The organism is Pseudomonas sp. F220 (genome assembly GCF_057813935.1).
On sequence record NZ_JBVASJ010000013.1, the window covers coordinates 104,021 to 121,120 of the forward strand.

Annotated in this window: 17 protein-coding genes and 2 tRNA genes; 3 read left to right on the forward strand and 16 right to left on the reverse strand. The window is 58.4% G+C overall.

The window, feature by feature from the left end:
• Positions 1-180 precede the first annotated feature (180 nt).
• On the reverse strand, positions 181-894 hold the full coding sequence (gene bamJ, locus ACZYSM_RS14075) for a BamJ family beta-barrel-assembly machinery protein (RefSeq protein WP_489072094.1): 714 nt from the start codon (positions 892-894) through the stop codon (positions 181-183).
• Positions 895-1,162: 268 nt separating this feature from the next.
• On the opposite strand from bamJ, the gene ACZYSM_RS14080 reads away from it, so the two are divergent.
• Both ACZYSM_RS14080 and ACZYSM_RS14085 read left to right on the forward strand, forming a co-directional pair.
• Positions 1,163-2,971, forward strand: coding sequence for a di-heme-cytochrome C peroxidase (locus tag ACZYSM_RS14080; protein ID WP_489072095.1), 1,809 nt, complete (start codon positions 1,163-1,165; stop codon positions 2,969-2,971).
• Between the two features lie 28 nt (positions 2,972-2,999).
• Complete coding sequence (locus tag ACZYSM_RS14085; RefSeq protein WP_489072096.1) at positions 3,000-4,133, forward strand: catalase family protein; 1,134 nt, start codon at positions 3,000-3,002, stop codon at positions 4,131-4,133.
• 15 nt (positions 4,134-4,148) lie between these two features.
• Here the strand turns inward: ACZYSM_RS14085 and ACZYSM_RS14090 are convergent, their stop codons facing one another.
• The 13 genes from ACZYSM_RS14090 to ACZYSM_RS14150 all read right to left on the reverse strand — a co-directional run bounded on the left by ACZYSM_RS14090 (position 4,149) and on the right by ACZYSM_RS14150 (position 15,343).
• Complete coding sequence (locus ACZYSM_RS14090) at positions 4,149-4,916, reverse strand: sterol desaturase family protein (protein ID WP_489072097.1); 768 nt, start codon at positions 4,914-4,916, stop codon at positions 4,149-4,151.
• Positions 4,917-5,051: 135 nt separating this feature from the next.
• A complete protein-coding gene (locus ACZYSM_RS14095) occupies positions 5,052-6,020 on the reverse strand; it encodes a type II secretion system F family protein (RefSeq protein WP_489072098.1) in 969 nt (322 codons plus the stop codon).
• Between the two features lie 27 nt (positions 6,021-6,047).
• Positions 6,048-7,034 (reverse strand): type II secretion system F family protein, encoded by a 987-nt coding sequence (locus ACZYSM_RS14100; protein WP_489072099.1) that lies wholly within the window; start codon positions 7,032-7,034, stop codon positions 6,048-6,050.
• Entirely contained in the window at positions 7,031-8,470 is a 1,440-nt protein-coding gene (locus ACZYSM_RS14105; protein ID WP_489072101.1) for a TadA family conjugal transfer-associated ATPase, read from the reverse strand. The genes ACZYSM_RS14100 and ACZYSM_RS14105 overlap by 4 nt, the downstream gene beginning before the upstream one ends.
• A gap of 3 nt (positions 8,471-8,473) precedes the next feature.
• On the reverse strand, positions 8,474-9,691 hold the full coding sequence (locus ACZYSM_RS14110) for an AAA family ATPase (RefSeq protein WP_489072102.1): 1,218 nt from the start codon (positions 9,689-9,691) through the stop codon (positions 8,474-8,476).
• Complete coding sequence (locus tag ACZYSM_RS14115) at positions 9,685-10,188, reverse strand: TadE/TadG family type IV pilus assembly protein (protein ID WP_489072103.1); 504 nt, start codon at positions 10,186-10,188, stop codon at positions 9,685-9,687. The genes ACZYSM_RS14110 and ACZYSM_RS14115 overlap by 7 nt, the downstream gene beginning before the upstream one ends.
• On the reverse strand, positions 10,188-10,658 hold the full coding sequence (locus tag ACZYSM_RS14120) for a TadE/TadG family type IV pilus assembly protein (RefSeq protein ID WP_489072104.1): 471 nt from the start codon (positions 10,656-10,658) through the stop codon (positions 10,188-10,190). The genes ACZYSM_RS14115 and ACZYSM_RS14120 overlap by 1 nt, the downstream gene beginning before the upstream one ends.
• Before the next feature lie 8 nt (positions 10,659-10,666).
• Positions 10,667-12,001: a TadE/TadG family type IV pilus assembly protein gene (locus ACZYSM_RS14125; RefSeq protein WP_489072105.1), complete on the reverse strand. Its 1,335-nt coding sequence runs from the start codon at positions 11,999-12,001 to the stop codon at positions 10,667-10,669.
• A 147-nt stretch (positions 12,002-12,148) separates the two neighbouring features.
• Entirely contained in the window at positions 12,149-12,967 is an 819-nt protein-coding gene (gene cpaB, locus ACZYSM_RS14130; RefSeq protein ID WP_489072106.1) for a Flp pilus assembly protein CpaB, read from the reverse strand.
• A gap of 12 nt (positions 12,968-12,979) precedes the next feature.
• On the reverse strand, positions 12,980-14,302 hold the full coding sequence (locus ACZYSM_RS14135; RefSeq protein WP_489072107.1) for a DUF8689 domain-containing protein: 1,323 nt from the start codon (positions 14,300-14,302) through the stop codon (positions 12,980-12,982).
• Positions 14,303-14,316: 14 nt separating this feature from the next.
• The gene (locus tag ACZYSM_RS14140; RefSeq protein ID WP_489072108.1) at positions 14,317-14,826 is read right to left on the reverse strand and encodes an A24 family peptidase; all 510 of its coding nucleotides are present in this window, start codon (positions 14,824-14,826) and stop codon (positions 14,317-14,319) included.
• 49 nt (positions 14,827-14,875) lie between these two features.
• Positions 14,876-15,058 (reverse strand): Flp family type IVb pilin, encoded by a 183-nt coding sequence (locus tag ACZYSM_RS14145; protein ID WP_489072109.1) that lies wholly within the window; start codon positions 15,056-15,058, stop codon positions 14,876-14,878.
• 102 nt (positions 15,059-15,160) lie between these two features.
• The gene (locus ACZYSM_RS14150; protein WP_489072110.1) at positions 15,161-15,343 is read right to left on the reverse strand and encodes a Flp family type IVb pilin; all 183 of its coding nucleotides are present in this window, start codon (positions 15,341-15,343) and stop codon (positions 15,161-15,163) included.
• 447 nt (positions 15,344-15,790) lie between these two features.
• On the opposite strand from ACZYSM_RS14150, the gene ACZYSM_RS14155 reads away from it, so the two are divergent.
• Positions 15,791-16,681 (forward strand): response regulator transcription factor, encoded by an 891-nt coding sequence (locus ACZYSM_RS14155; RefSeq protein ID WP_489072111.1) that lies wholly within the window; start codon positions 15,791-15,793, stop codon positions 16,679-16,681.
• 133 nt (positions 16,682-16,814) lie between these two features.
• Here the strand turns inward: ACZYSM_RS14155 and ACZYSM_RS14160 are convergent.
• Both ACZYSM_RS14160 and ACZYSM_RS14165 read right to left on the reverse strand, forming a co-directional pair.
• Positions 16,815-16,891, reverse strand: a tRNA-Asp gene (locus ACZYSM_RS14160).
• Positions 16,892-16,910: 19 nt separating this feature from the next.
• Positions 16,911-16,986: transfer RNA gene (locus ACZYSM_RS14165), tRNA-Val, on the reverse strand.
• Positions 16,987-17,100: the final 114 nt, after the last annotated feature.

Here is a 17,100-nt window from a genome sequence, read left to right on the forward strand (position 1 = left end):
TTTACTCACATAAAAAAACCCATTATTTCATTGACTTCGCAACCAGACTGAGTCTAACACCAGCAACCTCAATGGTATGACTCTACCCGATGGCGTCCGTTCGCTTACTTTGCCCGCCATCAATCGCCAGATGCAACAACGCCCCGTATAGACGGGGCGTTGTTTTGTATCAGACGCTGATTACTTGGTAGCGTCTTGTTTTGCCGGATCCTTGATCGCCAGCAGTTCCAGGTCGAATACCAGCACCGAGTTGGCTGGAATCGCCGGGCTTGGGCTTTGCGCGCCGTAGGCCAGTTCGCTAGGGATGTACAACTTGTACTTCTCGCCAACGTGCATCAGTTGCAGGCCTTCGACCCAACCCGGAATAACACCGCTTACTGGCAAGTCGATCGGGCTGCCGCGCTCGACGGAGCTGTCGAAAACGGTGCCATTGGTCAGCTTGCCGGTGTAGTGAACAGTCACTACGTCTGTCGGCTTAGGCTGAGGGCCATCGGCTTTCTTGATCACTTCGTATTGCAGACCAGAAGCGGTGGTAGTGACACCCGCCTTCTTGGCGTTATCTTCGAGGAATTTTTTGCCGGCGGATGCCGACTCTTCACTCATCTTGGCCATACGCGCTTCAGCACGCTTTTGCAGTGCAGCGAAGGCTTCGACCAGTTCGTCGTCTTTGAGCTTCTGTTCTTTCTTGCCGACGGCATCTTCGATGCCCTGGGCTACCGCTTTGGAATCCAGATCATCCATGCCTTCTTGGGCAAGGCTTTTGCCCATGTTCAGGCCGATACCGTAGGAAGCTTTTTGCGCCGGGGTTTTCAGCTCTACGCTGGTCTGCGAATCACAACCCGCAAGTACCAGGCCAACCAGGGCCACCGCCGCCGCCAACCGATGCTGTTTCATGCTATTTCCTTGTTCATGCGCCTAAAGGGCAATCGAGTGTAAAGTCGCGAGCTTATCAGGCGGCCACGACCAATGGCTACCGGCATGAGAGCAGGAAATTTCCGATAAGTTCACGTCTTTAAACGCATTTTGCGGCATTGGCCAATTTTACCTTCGATGCAAACTCACAGCCGGACAGGTCGTTTCTCACTGCATCCGGCGTAATGGCTACTTGCCGCACAACTTGGGCTAGGGCATAAGGGCCTATAAACCAACAAGGATGTTTAGCTTGCGCCTCATTTCCCGTGTGTTATTTCTGATCGCCACCCTGCTCTGTCTTGGCCTGGCCATCGTCCTGTATTACGTCGTCAACCCGAAGCTGCCCGATTATGTACCCGTCAAACAGGTGCATTACCTTGAACAGTGGAACGCCGCCGACCGCCAGACCTATTACTTCACGCCCCAGGGTACCCAGGTTAAAGGTCTGCGTTATGACTGGTTCGGCGCGCTCGAGTTACCGTTCTCCGAACAACGTTTCGCAGCCCCTGAATACCTCGCCCGCTTCGGTTTTCTCGTCGACCCTGGTCAGAAAGCCAACCCCAGTAATCCCGGCAATCTGCCGGTCGGCTTCGCCCGCCATCAAAATCCTGGCAGCAAAGATGAGTTTCTGGATATTACCTGCGCCGCCTGCCACACCGGCGAGCTGCGTTATAACGGCCAGGCCGTGCGGATCGACGGTGGTCCGGCCCAGCATGTTCTACCGTCCAGCGTTCCCACTTTGCGCGGTGGAAGCTTCGGCCAGGCATTGGTGGCCAGTCTCGCCTCTACCTATTACAACCCATGGAAATTCGAACGCTTCGCGCGCAATGTCCTTGGCCAGGACTACGATGCGCAACACCAGCAACTGCGCAAAGAATTCAAAACGTCTCTGGATACATTCTTGAGCGTTGCCTGGAACGATACTCATCGTGGCCTCTACCCCACCGAAGAAGGCCCCGGCCGCACCGATGCGTTCGGACGCATCGCCAACGCCAGCTTCGGCGACGCCATTTCTGCGGACAACTACCGAGTGGCCAACGCGCCGGTGGACTATCCACAGCTGTGGGAAATGTGGACCTTCGACTGGGTGCAGTGGAACGGCTCGGCTCAACAGCCGATGGCACGCAACATCGGCGAAGCCCTTGGGGTCGGCGCCACGCTGAGCTTCTTTGATGCCGCAGGCCAGCCGCTCAAAGGTGACGCTCGTTACCCCTCGAGTGTGCGCGTGCGTGACCTGCACCTGATCGAAGAAACCTTGCAACGGCTTAAGCCGCCGGCCTGGCCCGAAGAGTTGCTTGGCAGTATCGACAAGCCTTTGGCCGCCAAAGGCCGGGCGCTGTTCACCGAGAACTGCGCCGGCTGCCACGTACCGTCTGTGACGCAAAGCAATGGCCGTCCCCTGCAAACCTTGAAAATGCTGCCGGTTGACGTAATTGGCACCGATCCAGGCGCCGCCAACAACATCGCCGACCATCGCTTTGATCTGACGGCCCTGCAATGGGATCCAGCGGAGCTGGCGAGTCTGGATGTCAAACTGCATCCAACCTCCACCGAACCTCTGGACATGAGCAAACTCTCGGTGGCCAAGGGGCTCGCCTACGTCACCGCATTCGTCGAGAACCGGGCTTACCGCGACGCAAATGTCACGCCCGCAGAACGCTCGGTTCTGAATGGGTTCGGCCTGCCGATCGGCGTTCGTGAGTTACGCGCTTACAAGGCTCGACCGCTGGCGGGTGTCTGGGCCACTGCGCCGTTCCTGCATAACGGTTCGGTCCCGAGCATCTATCAACTGCTCTCACCGCAAGACGAACGTGCGACCACCTTCTATAAAGGCACGTTCGAATACGACCCTCGCCACCTCGGTTATCGCACCGAAGCCTTTACCAATGGCTTCGTGTTCGACACGCGGATCACTGGCAACCACAACAGCGGTCACGAGTTCCGCGCCGGTTTACGCGGTAAAGGGGTCATCGGACGCTTGCTGCAACCCGAAGAGCGCTGGGCCTTGCTGGAGTATCTGAAGGTGCTCGGCGGCCCGCTGGAATCGCAACTGCCATGACTATCGCTTCCGCAAAAAGGACTTTCACATGCTGATCACCCTCTGGCTGCGCATTGGCGCCCTGCTGGGCAAAACACTTCTGCTGCTGCTGGGGCTCGGCCTGCTGATCTGGGCTTTGGCGACGGCCTGGTTCACCTGGCAATACAGCGGTCCGGTCTCGGCCGAAGAACAGGTCCCGCCGGGCGAATCCGCGATGACTCAGGACATCATCCAGACAGCCGTGCGCATCGTTGACCAACACCGTGAAGGCACACGCTATCTGCGTGACGCCCATGCCAAGGCCCATGGTTGCGTCAAAGCCGAGGTTCAGGTGCTGCCCGATTTGGCAGCGCCGTTACGTCAGGGGGTGTTCGCCGAAGCCGGCAAGACCTGGCAAGCAACCCTGCGTCTGTCCAACGGCAACGCTTACCCGCAGTTCGACAGCATCCGGGACGCTCGCGGCATGGCGATCAAGCTGCTGGATGTTCCGGGTACGCAGCTTTTGAAAGAACAGCAGAGCCGTGGCGAGCAGGATTTCGTGATGTTCAGTCATCCAAACTTCTTCGTCAGTGATGTCGCCGAGTACCGTCAGAACGTGGCTGCGCAGGCAGATGGCAAGAAGGTCATGGCGTTCTTCCCAAGTTGGGATCCGCGTAGCTGGCAGGCTCGCCACCTGTTTATCGCACTGGCAACGCTGGCTCCAGCGCCCACAAACCCGACTCAGACCACCTACTTCTCGGTGTCGCCGTACAAGTTCGGCACGGCCAATGCCAAATTCCGCGTCGCACCAGATCCCGAAAGCTGCCCGATCTACAACCTGCCGCTCCAGAATCAAGCCCTGCCAAACTTCCTGCGCAGTGCACTCAGCCAGCAATTGTCGACCGATCGGGTCCCGGCGTGCTTCGTCTTGCAGATCCAGCGCCAGGATCCAGCCAAGTACATGCCCATCGAAGACACCAGTATTGAATGGCGTGAAAGCGACGCTCCCTTCGAAACTGTCGCACGCATCAAAGTCCCGGCGCAGGACTTCGACACTCCCGCACTGAACCTGCAATGCGACAACCAGTCCTTCAACCCGTGGTTCGGCCTCGAAGCCCATCGGCCGATTGGCGGTATCAATCGTCTACGCAAGGCAGTGTACGAAGCTGTCAGCGATTACCGACACACTCGCAATGCCGAGTGACGGAAGAAAATAGAGCTACTTCGCCCGGGCGGGCCAGATAATCGCATCGATCAGGCCGGACGGCGGTTTCTTGTCGTTGAGGCCGCTGGGGGGAAACTCCCCCGCGCGCGGCTGGCGGTAGGTGCCGAACAGCACGTCGAAGATCGGAAACAGTGCTGCGAAATTGCAATCGTAGTGCTCAGGCAGCGCCGAGTGGTGAATGCGATGATATTGCGGCGAGTTCAGAGCGAACGACAGGCGGCCGAAGCCAATTCGGATATTCATGTGGGAGAACACGTTGTAGAAACTGATAACCGCGTATAGACCGACGATGGCGGAATTTGCTTTGAAGATTACCCCGGCCAGCATGAAGATCGTCAGCATCTTAATCCCGTGTTCAGCCCAATGATGCCGGCTGGTTGTGGTTGCGTTCAGCGCCGTATCGCTGTGGTGGAACGAATGCATGGCCCACATTACCGGAAAGCGATGCTGCGCACGGTGGAACAAGTACTCCATGAAGTCGAGCGTGAAAGCATAAAGCAGAAAGCCGAACAGTAGCCCCCATCCAGTGTTCGGCAGATCGATCCAGCCACCGCCTGCAGCATTGACGGCGACAACGGTGGCAACGGAGACGAGCGGAACAATTGCGGCCTGCACCAAGGTGTACACCAGCGTATAGACCAGATTAAAGCCAGCCGACTTTAATGGTTGCACCTGGGCTGGATTAATGCGTTCGATAAGAAGGGCGATCACAATGATGGCCAACAGCAAGAGGGTACCGAGTAAGGCGGCTTCAATGTCCATTGTGACCCGATCCTCTCAAGAAGATAGCGGCGTTGGGACTCGAGCCCGCGCGCCCTCGGCGTGACAGGCCCGACTGAACTACTGCTGCGCGTAACGCTTGAAGCGGCCGCACAGGCCTATGGCAAGAAGGTCATGTCATACCTTCCCGAAGAGTTTAAACACCCCAATGATTGCAGGACCGATGGCCACCAGGAAAAAGCTCGGCCACAGGCAGAAAATCAGTGGGAACATCAGCTTGGTGCCTATTTTCGCTGCAGTCTCCTCGGCAAGCTGGGTGCGCCGGTCGCGAAACTCTTCGGCATAAATACGCAGGGTGGAACCGACGCTGGTGCCGAAACGGATGCTCTGCGCCAGCAAGCTGACCAGCCCACGAATGTCCTCCAGGCCAGTGCGTTCAGACAGGTGTTTAAGCGCTTCGGTACTGGGAATGCCGGCGCGGATTTCAGAGTTGACCAAAGCCAGTTCCAGGGCCAGTTCGGGCTGACTGACCGACATCTCATCGGCTACCCGCTCGATGGCCTGGGGTAAGGCCAGGCCCGACTCCACGCAAACCACCATCAGGTCCAAGGCATCGGGGAAGGCCCGGAGCAGCCGAGTCATCCGTGCCTGCTTGCGCTTGTTGACATAGATTGCCGGCCCCAACCAGCCCACACCGAGTGCTATCCCTACCAACACCATGCCAATGGTCAGGGATAGCTTCGGGATAAACGGCAAAGCCAGAAGCGTAAGGCCCACCAGTATCAGTGGCGACAGCAGGCGAACCGCCCAGTACATCTGCACCGCCGTAGCCGAGCGATATCCCGCATGCGTCAGCAGCGTTCGGGTAGGCGAGGCCTGCCCCCGCTCACCGGAGGCAAAGCGCTGACCCACCTGTTCCAGCAGCAATTGCAGGTTACTCGGTGCATCTTGCCCGAGGCTCTCCCCGCCATGACCGCGCTTGATCAGCAAAAGACGGCGCTGCACCGGATCTCGCAACCCCAACGCCAGTAATGTCAGGGTAGCTGCAGCGAACACCACGCTCAGGCCGACTGCCCCAACGAACAACAGTCGCGCCAGCTGTTCGTTACCCACCACACTCTTGAGCAGACTTAGCAGATAGTCCATGACCCCACCCTCCACAACTGTTTACGCTTAAACCTGAATCCGGATGATTTTACGTATCCAGAAAATTCCGATCAGCATGGCAATAAAAGCCCCCATGACCAGCTTCTGGCCCACGGGTTCCTTGATGAGCAAGGGCAAATAGTTTGGGCTCGAGATCACAATCGCCGCCGCCAATACAAAGGGCACGGACACCAATATCCAGCCCGACATGCGTCCCTCGGCCGTGAGGGTCTTGACCTTGCGCTGAAAGCGGAAGCGTCCACGAATCAGGCTGCTCAAACGGTCCAGCACCTCGGTCAGGTTGCCACCCGTCTCGCGGTGGATCAGCACCGAGGTCACCAGCATCATCACCGTCATGCTCGGCATGCGTTCCAGCAGGCCGAGCATGGCCCGGCGCACATCATTGCCGTAGTTGATATCGGAGAAGGTCAGGCCGAACTCATGGGCCACCGGCCCCTGATGCTCCTCCGCCACCAGTTGCAGGGTCTCGTTGAACGGGTGCCCGGCACGTAGGGCCCGACACATGGCATCCAGTGCATCCGGCAGCCCCTCCTCGAACTGGGCAAAGCGCTTACTGCGGTCGTAGGATATCTTCAGCACCGGCAGCCAGAACGCGGCCATGGCCGCCGGAACAGCCGCCCACCAGAGTTGTGTGACCAACCAAAGCCCAAGACCCGCCGCTGTCGCCAGGACCAGCCCGAGTAAAAGCACCCGATAGGCACGGTAGTCATGCCCGGCTTGCTCGATCATCTGCTCCAGCGCCTCCATCGCCGGCAACTGCTCCAGGCGGGCTTCCAGAGGCGACAGACGCCGCAGGTATTTCTGCCGCAGCACCGTCTGCATATTCGGCAGATTACTGGCCCGCTCCAACAGGTCAAGGCGGCTGCGGATACGTTTGCGCACCTGGCCGGCCTCGCCGAACACCGGTACCACCAGCCCCTGGCTGAGGAGGAACATGGCGGTGAACACCATGCCGAGGAACGCCAGGATGTATTCACCAGGGATCTGACTCATGACTGCCCCTCCATCCATTCCGGCCGGAACAGGTTGAGCGGCAGCTCGATACCCCGTTTGGCCAGCACATCGCGAAAGGCCGGCACCATGCCGGTGGGACGGAACTCGCCCAGTACTTCACCGTGTTCGCCTATGCCTGAGCGGGCAAAAGAGAAAATCTCGGTCATGGTGATCATTTCACCCTCCATGCCGTTGATCTCCTGCACGCTGACCAGCCGTCGCTTACCATCCTCCTGACGTTCCAGCTGGATCACCACACCGATGGCCGAGGCGATCTGCTGGCGCATGGCCTTGATTGGAAAGGTTGCACCGGTCATCGATACCATGTTCTCGATCCGCCCCAGGGCATCGCGCGCGGTATTGGCGTGGATGGTGGTCAGCGAGCCGTCGTGGCCGGTGTTCATCGCCGTCAGCATGTCCAGCGCCTCGGCGCCGCGCACCTCACCGATCACGATGCGGTCCGGGCGCATACGCAGGCTGTTGCGCACCAATTCGCGCTGGCCCACCTCGCCACGGCCTTCGATATTCGACGGACGAGTTTCCAGGCGCACCACATGAGGCTGCTGCAGTTGCAACTCGGCCGAGTCTTCGATGGTGACGATCCGCTCGTTATGCGGAATGAAGCTGGACAGCACATTGAGCATGGTGGTCTTGCCGCTGCCGGTGCCGCCGGAGATCAGCACGTTCAGCCGCCCACGGACGATAGCCTTGAGCATCAGCGCGATGGCCGGCGTCAAGGTGCCCATCTGCACCAGATTATCGGTGTTGAGCAAATCCACCGCGAAACGCCGGATCGACATGCTTGGCCCATCGATGGCCAAGGGCGGGATAATGGCGTTGACCCGCGAGCCGTCCTTCAAGCGTGCATCCACCAGCGGCGAGGATTCGTCGATGCGCCGCCCCAGGCTGGAAACGATGCGGTCGATGATATTCAGCAGATGCTGATCGTCGCGAAAGCGCACATCGGTTCTCTGCAGCTTGCCGAAGCGTTCGACGTACACCGAGGCATGCCCGTTGACCAGGATGTCGGAGACACTGTGGTCGGCCAGCAGCGGCTCCAGCGGCCCAAGGCCAAGCACCTCGTCGGTGATCTGCTTGATGATCAGCTGCCGACTGACGGCACTCACCGGTGCAGAATACTCATCCAGCAAGCGCTGGCTGATCTCGCGAATCTGCCGCCCGGCATCGGCCGGTTCCAGGGAGTCGAGCAATGAAAGGTCCATGACCTTGAGCAACTGCTGGTAGATCTTCTCCCGCCATTCGATCTCCATCGGGTTGAGCTTGGTTTTGGTCTCGTAGAGGACGTCCGGCACGCTGGCCTCCCAGGCCATGAGCTCACTGACGCAGTCCTCACTGTTGATGGGGGCTTCCTGTCCGTCTGCCGGAACATTTTTGCCGGACTGCTGACGCAGGCGATTACGAAATTCGCTGAGCATGGCTTACCCTCCGAACAGACGACTAAAGGTACGTTTAAGCAAACTCCGCTCGCTGGCCTCGATCCCGATCAGATTCTGGCTCAACTCGCGCAGGGCTAAAGTGACGGGGGAGCGCGGCGCATGGACCTCCAGTGGCACCCCGGTGTTCTGGCTTTCACTGACCACCGCATAGTCATTGGGGAGTTTCTGCGGATCCGTGCAGCGCAGTGCCTCGGCAATATCCTTGAGGCTGACCGGCGAGGCCTTGTTGTAACGGTTGACCACCACCTGCAGGCGACTACCCTGCACTCCCAGGTCGTCACGCAACATGCGCGTCAGGCGGGTGCCGTCCTTCAGATGGCTGAGACTCTGCTGCACCACGATGTAGATCTGGTCCGCCTGCTCCAGGGTGACGCCAGTGAGGTGGTCGATCTGCCGCGGTAAATCCACCACCACCCAGTCATAGGTGTTGCGTGCCAGGCGCAGCAGGGCGTCCAACTGCTCCAGGCGTACATCCTGCGACAGGAACAGCTCTCCGGCACGCCCCCCGAGTACATGCAGGGTCGGACTGAAATGGCTGCAAAAGCCGCGCAAGGCGACACTGTCCAACGCATCGACCTGCTGCAAAACCTCTACGTGGCTGTGCGCCGGCCGCACATCCAGGCAGTGAGCCACGCTACCGAACTGCAGGTCCAGATCCAGCAACAGGGTTGTGCCGCCACGGACACTGAGCTGATGAGCCAGATTACAGGCCAACATAGTGGCGCCCGAGCCACCCTTGGCATTCATCACCGCAATCAGTTTGCCTTCAGTCACCTGCCCCGCTTTGGCCTCTGTCAGCATACGGCCGAGTGCCGCCAGCAACTCCTCTGGCGCCACCGGCTCGGGCAGAAAGTCACGGGCTCCGGCCTGCATCGCCAGGCGCATGCCCTCGCGCTCATCCAGAGGTCCACACACCAGCAGGGGTGGACGCTCCTGTGCAGGACGCTTCAACAGGGCCGCCAGCTCCTCGCGCCACAAGTGGCTGACACGCAGTAACAGGAAATCAGGCATCTGCTCCAGCCCGTACAACGGGTCGGTATGGCCATTGCTCACCAGCCGCGTGCTCACCTGCAGACTGGGCAGACGTTGGCTCAACGTAGTCAGATGTTGCAAGGCCTCGGCATCGCGGCTACTGATCAGCAGGCGCAAGCCTTGCTTATGGGTAGAGGTGGTAATGGGAACGTCCCGGGTGCTTAACATGGCGTAATCCCCGATCCCGCGCTAGTGTCGGGCTGGCGGCCTAGGCTTTCGCGAGGCATGGTTGACCTGAATGGTGGCAGGGTGAACACCCCACTGAACCCAGGTATAAGCAAGTTGAAACTGAAGTTCGCTATGCGCAATTGAACATAGCGGATGGCACGAAACCCGGTGGAGCTGCTCAGATCGTTGGGGCTGGCCACCACCGTACCGTTCTGGTCGAGATAAGTCAGGCTCAGATCGGCCGTCGCCAGGTTATTGATCAGGCTGCTGGCGCCACTGTCGGTGGCCGCATTGAAGATCGCCCGGCGCAGAATGATCGGGTCGCTGATGTCACACACCGCAGCCAGCCGAGCACCGCGGCGCACAGTTTCATTCAGCGCATTGACGGTAAAATACAGCCGGCCCACTTCCAGTACGCCGAACAACAGCGTGAACATCAGCAAGCCAACGATGGCGAACTCGACCACATATACCCCACGCATACGCTTGATGTTCATCACAAGGCCCTCATCACGACAGTCGAGGTCAACGCAATGCCGAGCGGCACGCTACTGCCATAGAAAGCTGGCAATGCGCTGCCGATCACCGGCTGGAAGGTGTAGGTAATGCTCACCTGTATATGGTCAGTACCAACTGTAGTGACCAAGACCTTGTTGGGGGTCAGCCCCGGTACTACCGGGGAGTAGCCATTCGGGTTGGTAGGTGCGCCATAAAGGGCGACGTTCTGGGTCTGGGACAGTAAAGTGGAGTTCAGATCGAGCTGGCCAAGGGTAGCGTTCCAGGCCTGGCCGGCGACAAAACGCCCGGCATCACGACTGGCCTGCATCAGGCTGTTGTACTGATACAGCAAACGGCCGAACTCGCCGATCGCACACAGCAGCAACAGCAACAGCGGTAGAGCAATCACCAACTCCACCATGGCGAGCCCACGCTGGGCCTGCGGCAACTTGAATGCACGACGTCCCATATGACCTCCTACGAGTCGGTGCTCGGTGTTTGGTTGTTGTCGATATAGGTTTTGTACAGCTGAATGATCTGCGGGCCGGTGTCCTGCGAAGGGTTGGGACCAGACACGTTGTCGCCTTCGCACTGCTTGACGAACTGACCGAAGATCTGCGCCGAGTTGCCCTGTTGATTCGCTGGCTGCAGCACGAAGTAGCAGCCGAAGCCAAGCACCGGTATCGAGGACGTTCCGTCGTTCTTGCCCGTGCAATTACCGATCACGATCTTCAACATGCGCCGTTCGAACGCACCATTGGCCTGACAGCCGCTGCCAGTGCCAGCGACACAGGCGGCGACGCTCTGTACCCAGTCGTTGTAATCCAACAATGCAGTGCCACCGGAGGAGAGATTGCCGTTGCTCGAGGTAACCGGCTGGCCGTTATACAAAATCTGCGGGTCGGCGTAAGTCAGCGATTGTGGGTTGGTGGTGGTCACCAGGTCCGGCGGATAGTCCGCGGACTTGAGGCCGCCTGAATACTGGCCGAAGCGTGTATTCAGGCCTTGAACGGCAGGCCCCACGGTATTGCCCGGCTTGGTCTGGACAGTCGAGCCGACGTTGTTGCACTCTTTGATCCCGCCCGCCAGCCCGTCTTTGACTGCGTTGCCACCGGAACCAAAATCGAGCAGTTGGAAGTTTCCGGGGCCGATCGCCGAGGTATTGTTTGCGGCGGTTTTCAACACCGTCAGATCACCGAAGTGGTAACTCCAGAAATTTCCGGTACTCGGGTTGTACTGAGTGGGATCGCCGCAGACCATCAGCGGCACGACATCACAGGGGCTGCTCGGGCTGGGCCCTGCAGTGGCGATGGCCGCCACGGCCTTGTTCGGGGAGGTGCCATTTCCTACCGCCTGCAAAATGCCCCAGAAAAAACCGGTCAGAGGGTAGTTCGCTACTGTTACCCGCACATATTTCGCATTCGCCGGGCCAGGGAAGGAGAAAGGCCCGTAGACGCTGGAGGCCAGCTCCACTGTGGCGAACCCGGCAACATTGTTGCCGATGGCGGTGGCCAGTTCATTGTTACCCGTGGCATTGGCATTAAGTGCCAGGGTAGCGAGCGCCGCGCTTTGCGTCTGGGTGGCCGCACCGGTCGCGCCAGACACCATCAAGAGCGTCTTGGCCCCGCTCAGTGCCGCCGCATCCACCGCATTTTGCAGGCGTGTCTTGTTCACCAGCATATGGCCGCCGTCCAGCGCCAAAGCACCCATCAACAGGATGGCGGCCAAGGCAATCACGACCATGACTATCACCGACCCCCGCTGACCTTTCGGAAACGCGGTGAACGGCCGTTGGATACGGGGTCTCATCATCAAGCCCTCATGTTTTGCCACTATTGATATGAGTCTGCTGGTCGACCTTGACCTGTAGAGCACATTCGCCCGCCAGGGCAATCCCAAACTTCCCGATGCCCAGCGGGGTGCCCCGACGCAATGCCTACAGCGATTGCGCCTGATGACTTACAGGGCTTTCACTACATTGACCTCGATACCGCGAATCACAGTGATGCCGCTGCTACCGCCACCGGCAACTCTATGGCGTACTATCGGTTTTGGAGCTGGAACTGGCGCTGGAGCCGGGACCTGGGCCAGCGCAACCGGCTGAGCGATTACTGGTTTTTTCTGGTTATCCAGCGGGTTGCGCAAGGCCAGTTGCAGCTTGCCGTCGGTCATCCCCTTGACCAGGACTTCCGCCTGAGCCGGGGTCATCTCCAGGGTTACCGCGCGCACCACCACCGGCTGGGTTTTGTCGGTGCTGGCCGTCTGGTCCACCGCCAGCACGCGCAAATCCTCCAGTATGGTTTTGGCCACTGCATTGTTGTTGGCGCCATCGGCCTGTTTGGTGGCCAGTACGTCGACCCGATTGCCCGGCAACAGGAACCCGCTCACCCCGACTACATCGTCCACGCGCAACGAAATCGCACGCTTGCTGGGTTCGATCAGCGAAGCCAGGGTACTGCCGCCGAGGTGCTCGGCCAGGCGCGCGCCGCGCAGAATGTCGCCGCGCAGCATGGAGAAGGTGGCGATCTTGCCCACCACTTTGTCGGTTGCGTCGAAGGCATCGTCCGGCACCGTATCCTTGGGCATACGCACCAGCATCACTTGCTGGGGCTCGACCATCTGCCCGAAAGCAATCTCCACCGTGGCCACCACCACGTTCTGCTGGTTATCATCCGGGCTGGCGTTAAGCCGTGCGCTTATCCAGTTGTTGGCCATCCATGCGGCACCCAGGCCCAGGATCAGGGACAAGGCAATCAGGGTGGGGGTACGAGAACTCATGTCGGTATCTCCTTATCCAAGAAAGTCGAGCTGGACGAAATAGTTGTGCCAGGCCCACTCCAGCTCCAGCGGTGTCAGCGGCCCAGAGCCACCCAAGTAACGCTGGCGGTCAAGCGCCATGCTCAACAGGTCGCGGGGGTGGCAAGGCACCAGGGGCATGCTTTCGGTTTCGTAGAGTTCCTGAAGCACATAGCGCAACAGCAGCGGGTCAAAAGGGACGCCCAGCCGCTCGGTTTCCTGGCGCCAGATTCGTTCGTAATCAACGGGTTCCAGGTAGCCGAATTGCAGCTTGTAGCCAATTCGCCGCAGGAACGCCTCATCGGCCAGCTCCAACGGGTTGAGGTTGGTGGAGAACACCAGGATCAGATCGAACGGCAGTTCGCAGTGCCGCCCGCCGCCGAGGTTAAGGAAGTCACGCTTCTCCTCCATCGGCACGATCCAGCGATTCAACAGCGCGGCCGGGGCCATGCGCTGGCGGCCCATGTCGTCGATGATGAACAGACCATTACTGGCCTTGAGCTGCAAGGGGGCCTGGTACTGGCGAGTGAAGGGGTCGTAGCGGACATCCAGCTGTTCCATGCTCAATTCGCCGCCGGTGATGATGATGGGTCGCTTACAGCAGAGTAGTCGACGATCGACCCCTTCGTTGAGCAGCAGACTGTTCTGCTGTTCGGCAGCATCCAGGCGCTGGTGTACCTGAGGATCGAAGATCTCGATCACCGCTTCGTTGATAGCAATGGCATGGGGCACCCAAATGGCTTCGTCAAACAGGCGGATCAACCGGCTGCTGATATAAGTCTTGCCGGTACCTGCCGGCCCGTAAATCATGATGGCGCGCCCGGAGTTCAGCGCCACCCCCAATTGATCAAGCATGCTGTCGGCGAGCACCACTGCGCCGAAAGCGCCATGCATGTCGTCCGAGTTGATACGACCATGGTGGATGGTTTGCACTTTGAGCAGGGAGCGGTAGGCACTCACCGGATAGGGCGCCGCGCCGATATAGCCGCTGCGCGCCAATGCATCACGGGCGGCACTGCGGCCGCGCTCCGTCAGGCCGTAGCGCAATGTCTGGCCAGCGGTCTGGCCGAGAACTTCGACGCGGCCATCCTTGCGCAGGAAGGCCAGAACTTCTTCCAGTACCGCACCGGTCAGCGCAAGACGCTCCACCAGTCGCGACAGATCCAGCACGCCGGCATCGTGCAGATGCTTGCAGACCAGATCACCGAGAAAGTTGTCCGCCAGGCCGGTCTCACTGATAGTGCGAGGCTGCGGAGCCAACTGCTGCACCGCTCCCCGCTCGTAGGGGTAAACGTTACTGTCGCTGATGGCGTACATAGTGTTCTCCCGAACTACTGGCCGAAGGGCAGCCAGAGGACGCTGGTTAAAGTGCCGAGCAGGATCGCGATTGCGTAAGGGAAGCGTTGCCGGGCGGCATCATCGGCTTCCGGCTGGATATAGGTACGCAGACTTGCCATCGCCCAGTACCGTTGAATAAAGCGGCCCAACTGCTTTTTGTAGAGCAGAACCAAAACGCCTAGAGCACCACCGACAATCAACGTTAAAGCCGCCGCCCACAACGCGGCTACAGGGCCGAGAAAGCTTCCCACCATAGCCATTAACTTGACATCGCCTGCGGCCATTCCAGCAAAAGCGTAATGCGGCAGGAAAATCACTAACCCGACTGCCAGCCCCATCAGCCAAACCGTCATTCCAGAGAAACCGTAAAGCCAACTCTGAATAACTGCCGAGCTGATCAAACCCACTAAAACAAGAATGTTGGAGATACGGTGAGCGCTTAAATCAGTGATCACCGCGATCCCGAGGAAAATAAGTACGGAGATGCTTAATAAAATATCCATACAAGCCACCTCCGTTGTACCGCGAAAGACAAGACTAAGAATGCCGGCCTTAGGCGGCAATTGCGGTTGTTATATTACCGATGACGGTGGCCACCGTGGTGCCCAGCAGCGTGAAGGCCCCAACCACTGCCAAAGAAATAAGCCCACCGGCCACGGCATATTCCACAACAGTCAGACCCTCTTCGTCTTTGATGAACTTCAGCACCGAAGTTTTAATTGTTTGCAGGTTCATTTTGCCTCCCTCATTAGAAAAATGAGTACGGAGGTGTTTAATAAGATTTCCATACAAACCACCTCCGTTTTACAGTGATAGACAAGACTACGAATGCCAGCCTTAGGCGGCAATCGCGGTTGTTATCCTACCAATCACGCCGGCCACCGTGGTGCCCAGCAGCGTGAAGGCCGTAACCACTGCCAAAGAAATAAGCCCACCGGCCACGGCATATTCCACGACGGTCAGACCATCTTCGTCTTTGATAAACGTCAGCACCGAAGTCTTGATTGTTTGCAGATTCATTTTGCCCACCTCATTTGATCAATTGAGTGTTCTTCTTCAAGGACGGTGCTGAGTGCACTGCCTGGTTGAAACCTTAGTTGGGAGGGCAATAGAAGCGTTAGGAGTTTTTTGTCGATCGCAAGGACTTTTTTGCTGGCATTGTCAAGACAACAAAAACAGAAGAAGCAGCGCCTGATACGGCAGCCGAAAGCATAAGAAAAGGAATGACTTACGAATAAATCTGCATCTAATTCGCAATCGACGAACGGTCAATCCTGCGCTCATCGAAAAAGGAAAGGGAGCGCCCCGATTCTGGCTCCTTCAGTAAGGCATAGAACATAACTAACTGTATTTTGAGTTGCTTATCAGGATTTGATCCTACGCACTCATGGCACAGTGATGATACTGCTGAACGAAGTAGAACAAAGAAGAAGAAAAAAACGAGGCATAGGAACAAGGATCAAGGAAATGAAGCCTGACTCGGCCAAAAAACCACTCCTTTTATGGTTCGATCTCACTCGAGATCGATCGGCTGAAGAACTGATCGCGCAATTTCGCTCAGCCTGCGATTGCCGGCTGGCAAAAGACTCCACCTTTGCCGAGCGCGATCTTGACCCACAGCCGGACATGATCTGCATGCATTATGATCGCCCCGACATGCCGGGCCTCAGCCTGCTGCTGGAGATCAAACACAGCGTGCCCTCTGTGCCTATCGCCATGTTCACCGTACAGCACTCCGAAGAGCTTGCCGTCTGGGCCATGCGCTCCCGTGTATGGGAGTACATGGTGCTGCCCCTCTCTGCCACCGAGATAAGCCGTTTTCTGCACGCCCTGGAGCAGCTCTGTGAGCTGCGCCGTAACACTCATTTCCATAGCACGAAGCTGCCCATCGAGCATGGCCCGTCCCTGCCGGACAGTATTCGGTTGACCACAGAACACCAGAAGCACCAGGCACTCAATAAGGTGCTGATGTACATCGACCAGCATTTTCGGGACAACGTCGACCAAAAAGAGCTGGCGAAGCGCTGCGGCATGACAACATTTCGCTTCAGCCGGCTGTTCAAGGAAGTGAAAGGCCTTGGTTTCATGGACTACATCCTGAACAAGCGCATGGACTACGCCAAGGAGCTGCTCGACAACAGCCAGATGCCCATCACCAGCATTGGCTATGAGGTCGGCTTCAAGGACCCTTCCTATTTCGCCCGGGCCTTCAAGCAATTCGCCGGCCGTACCCCCAGCGAATACCGCCAGGCGCGCCGCGCCGGAGTGCCTATACCTTTACCTGTAAAAGCAAGGCCGGTATTGAATGACATACCGTCAGAGGTGATCGACAGCCTGCTGTTGCGCAACGAGGCCTGACGCACCCGATGTAGAAACGGGCCGACTTCAGAATCATCCGTGAGACAAAAAGCCAAATCCCAGACAGCAAAAAGCCCGCACTAGGCGGGCTTTCTGTGGTGACCTGGCGTTCAGCGTTCCAGGTTACCGAATATGGCGCAGCGGACGGGACTCGAACCCGCGACCCCCGGCGTGACAGGCCGGTATTCTAACCGACTGAACTACCGCTGCGCGTAACACTGTAAGCGAATGGTGGGTGATGACGGGATCGAACCGCCGACCCTCTGCTTGTAAGGCAGATGCTCTCCCAGCTGAGCTAATCACCCTTCACTTTCGGTGTGGCGCGCATTCTACGTAGCGACCTACCCTCTGGCAAGCACTTTTTAAAATAACTTTTTCAGGCCTTCCAAAGGCTTAGCTAAGGGTTGGCCTATTACGCT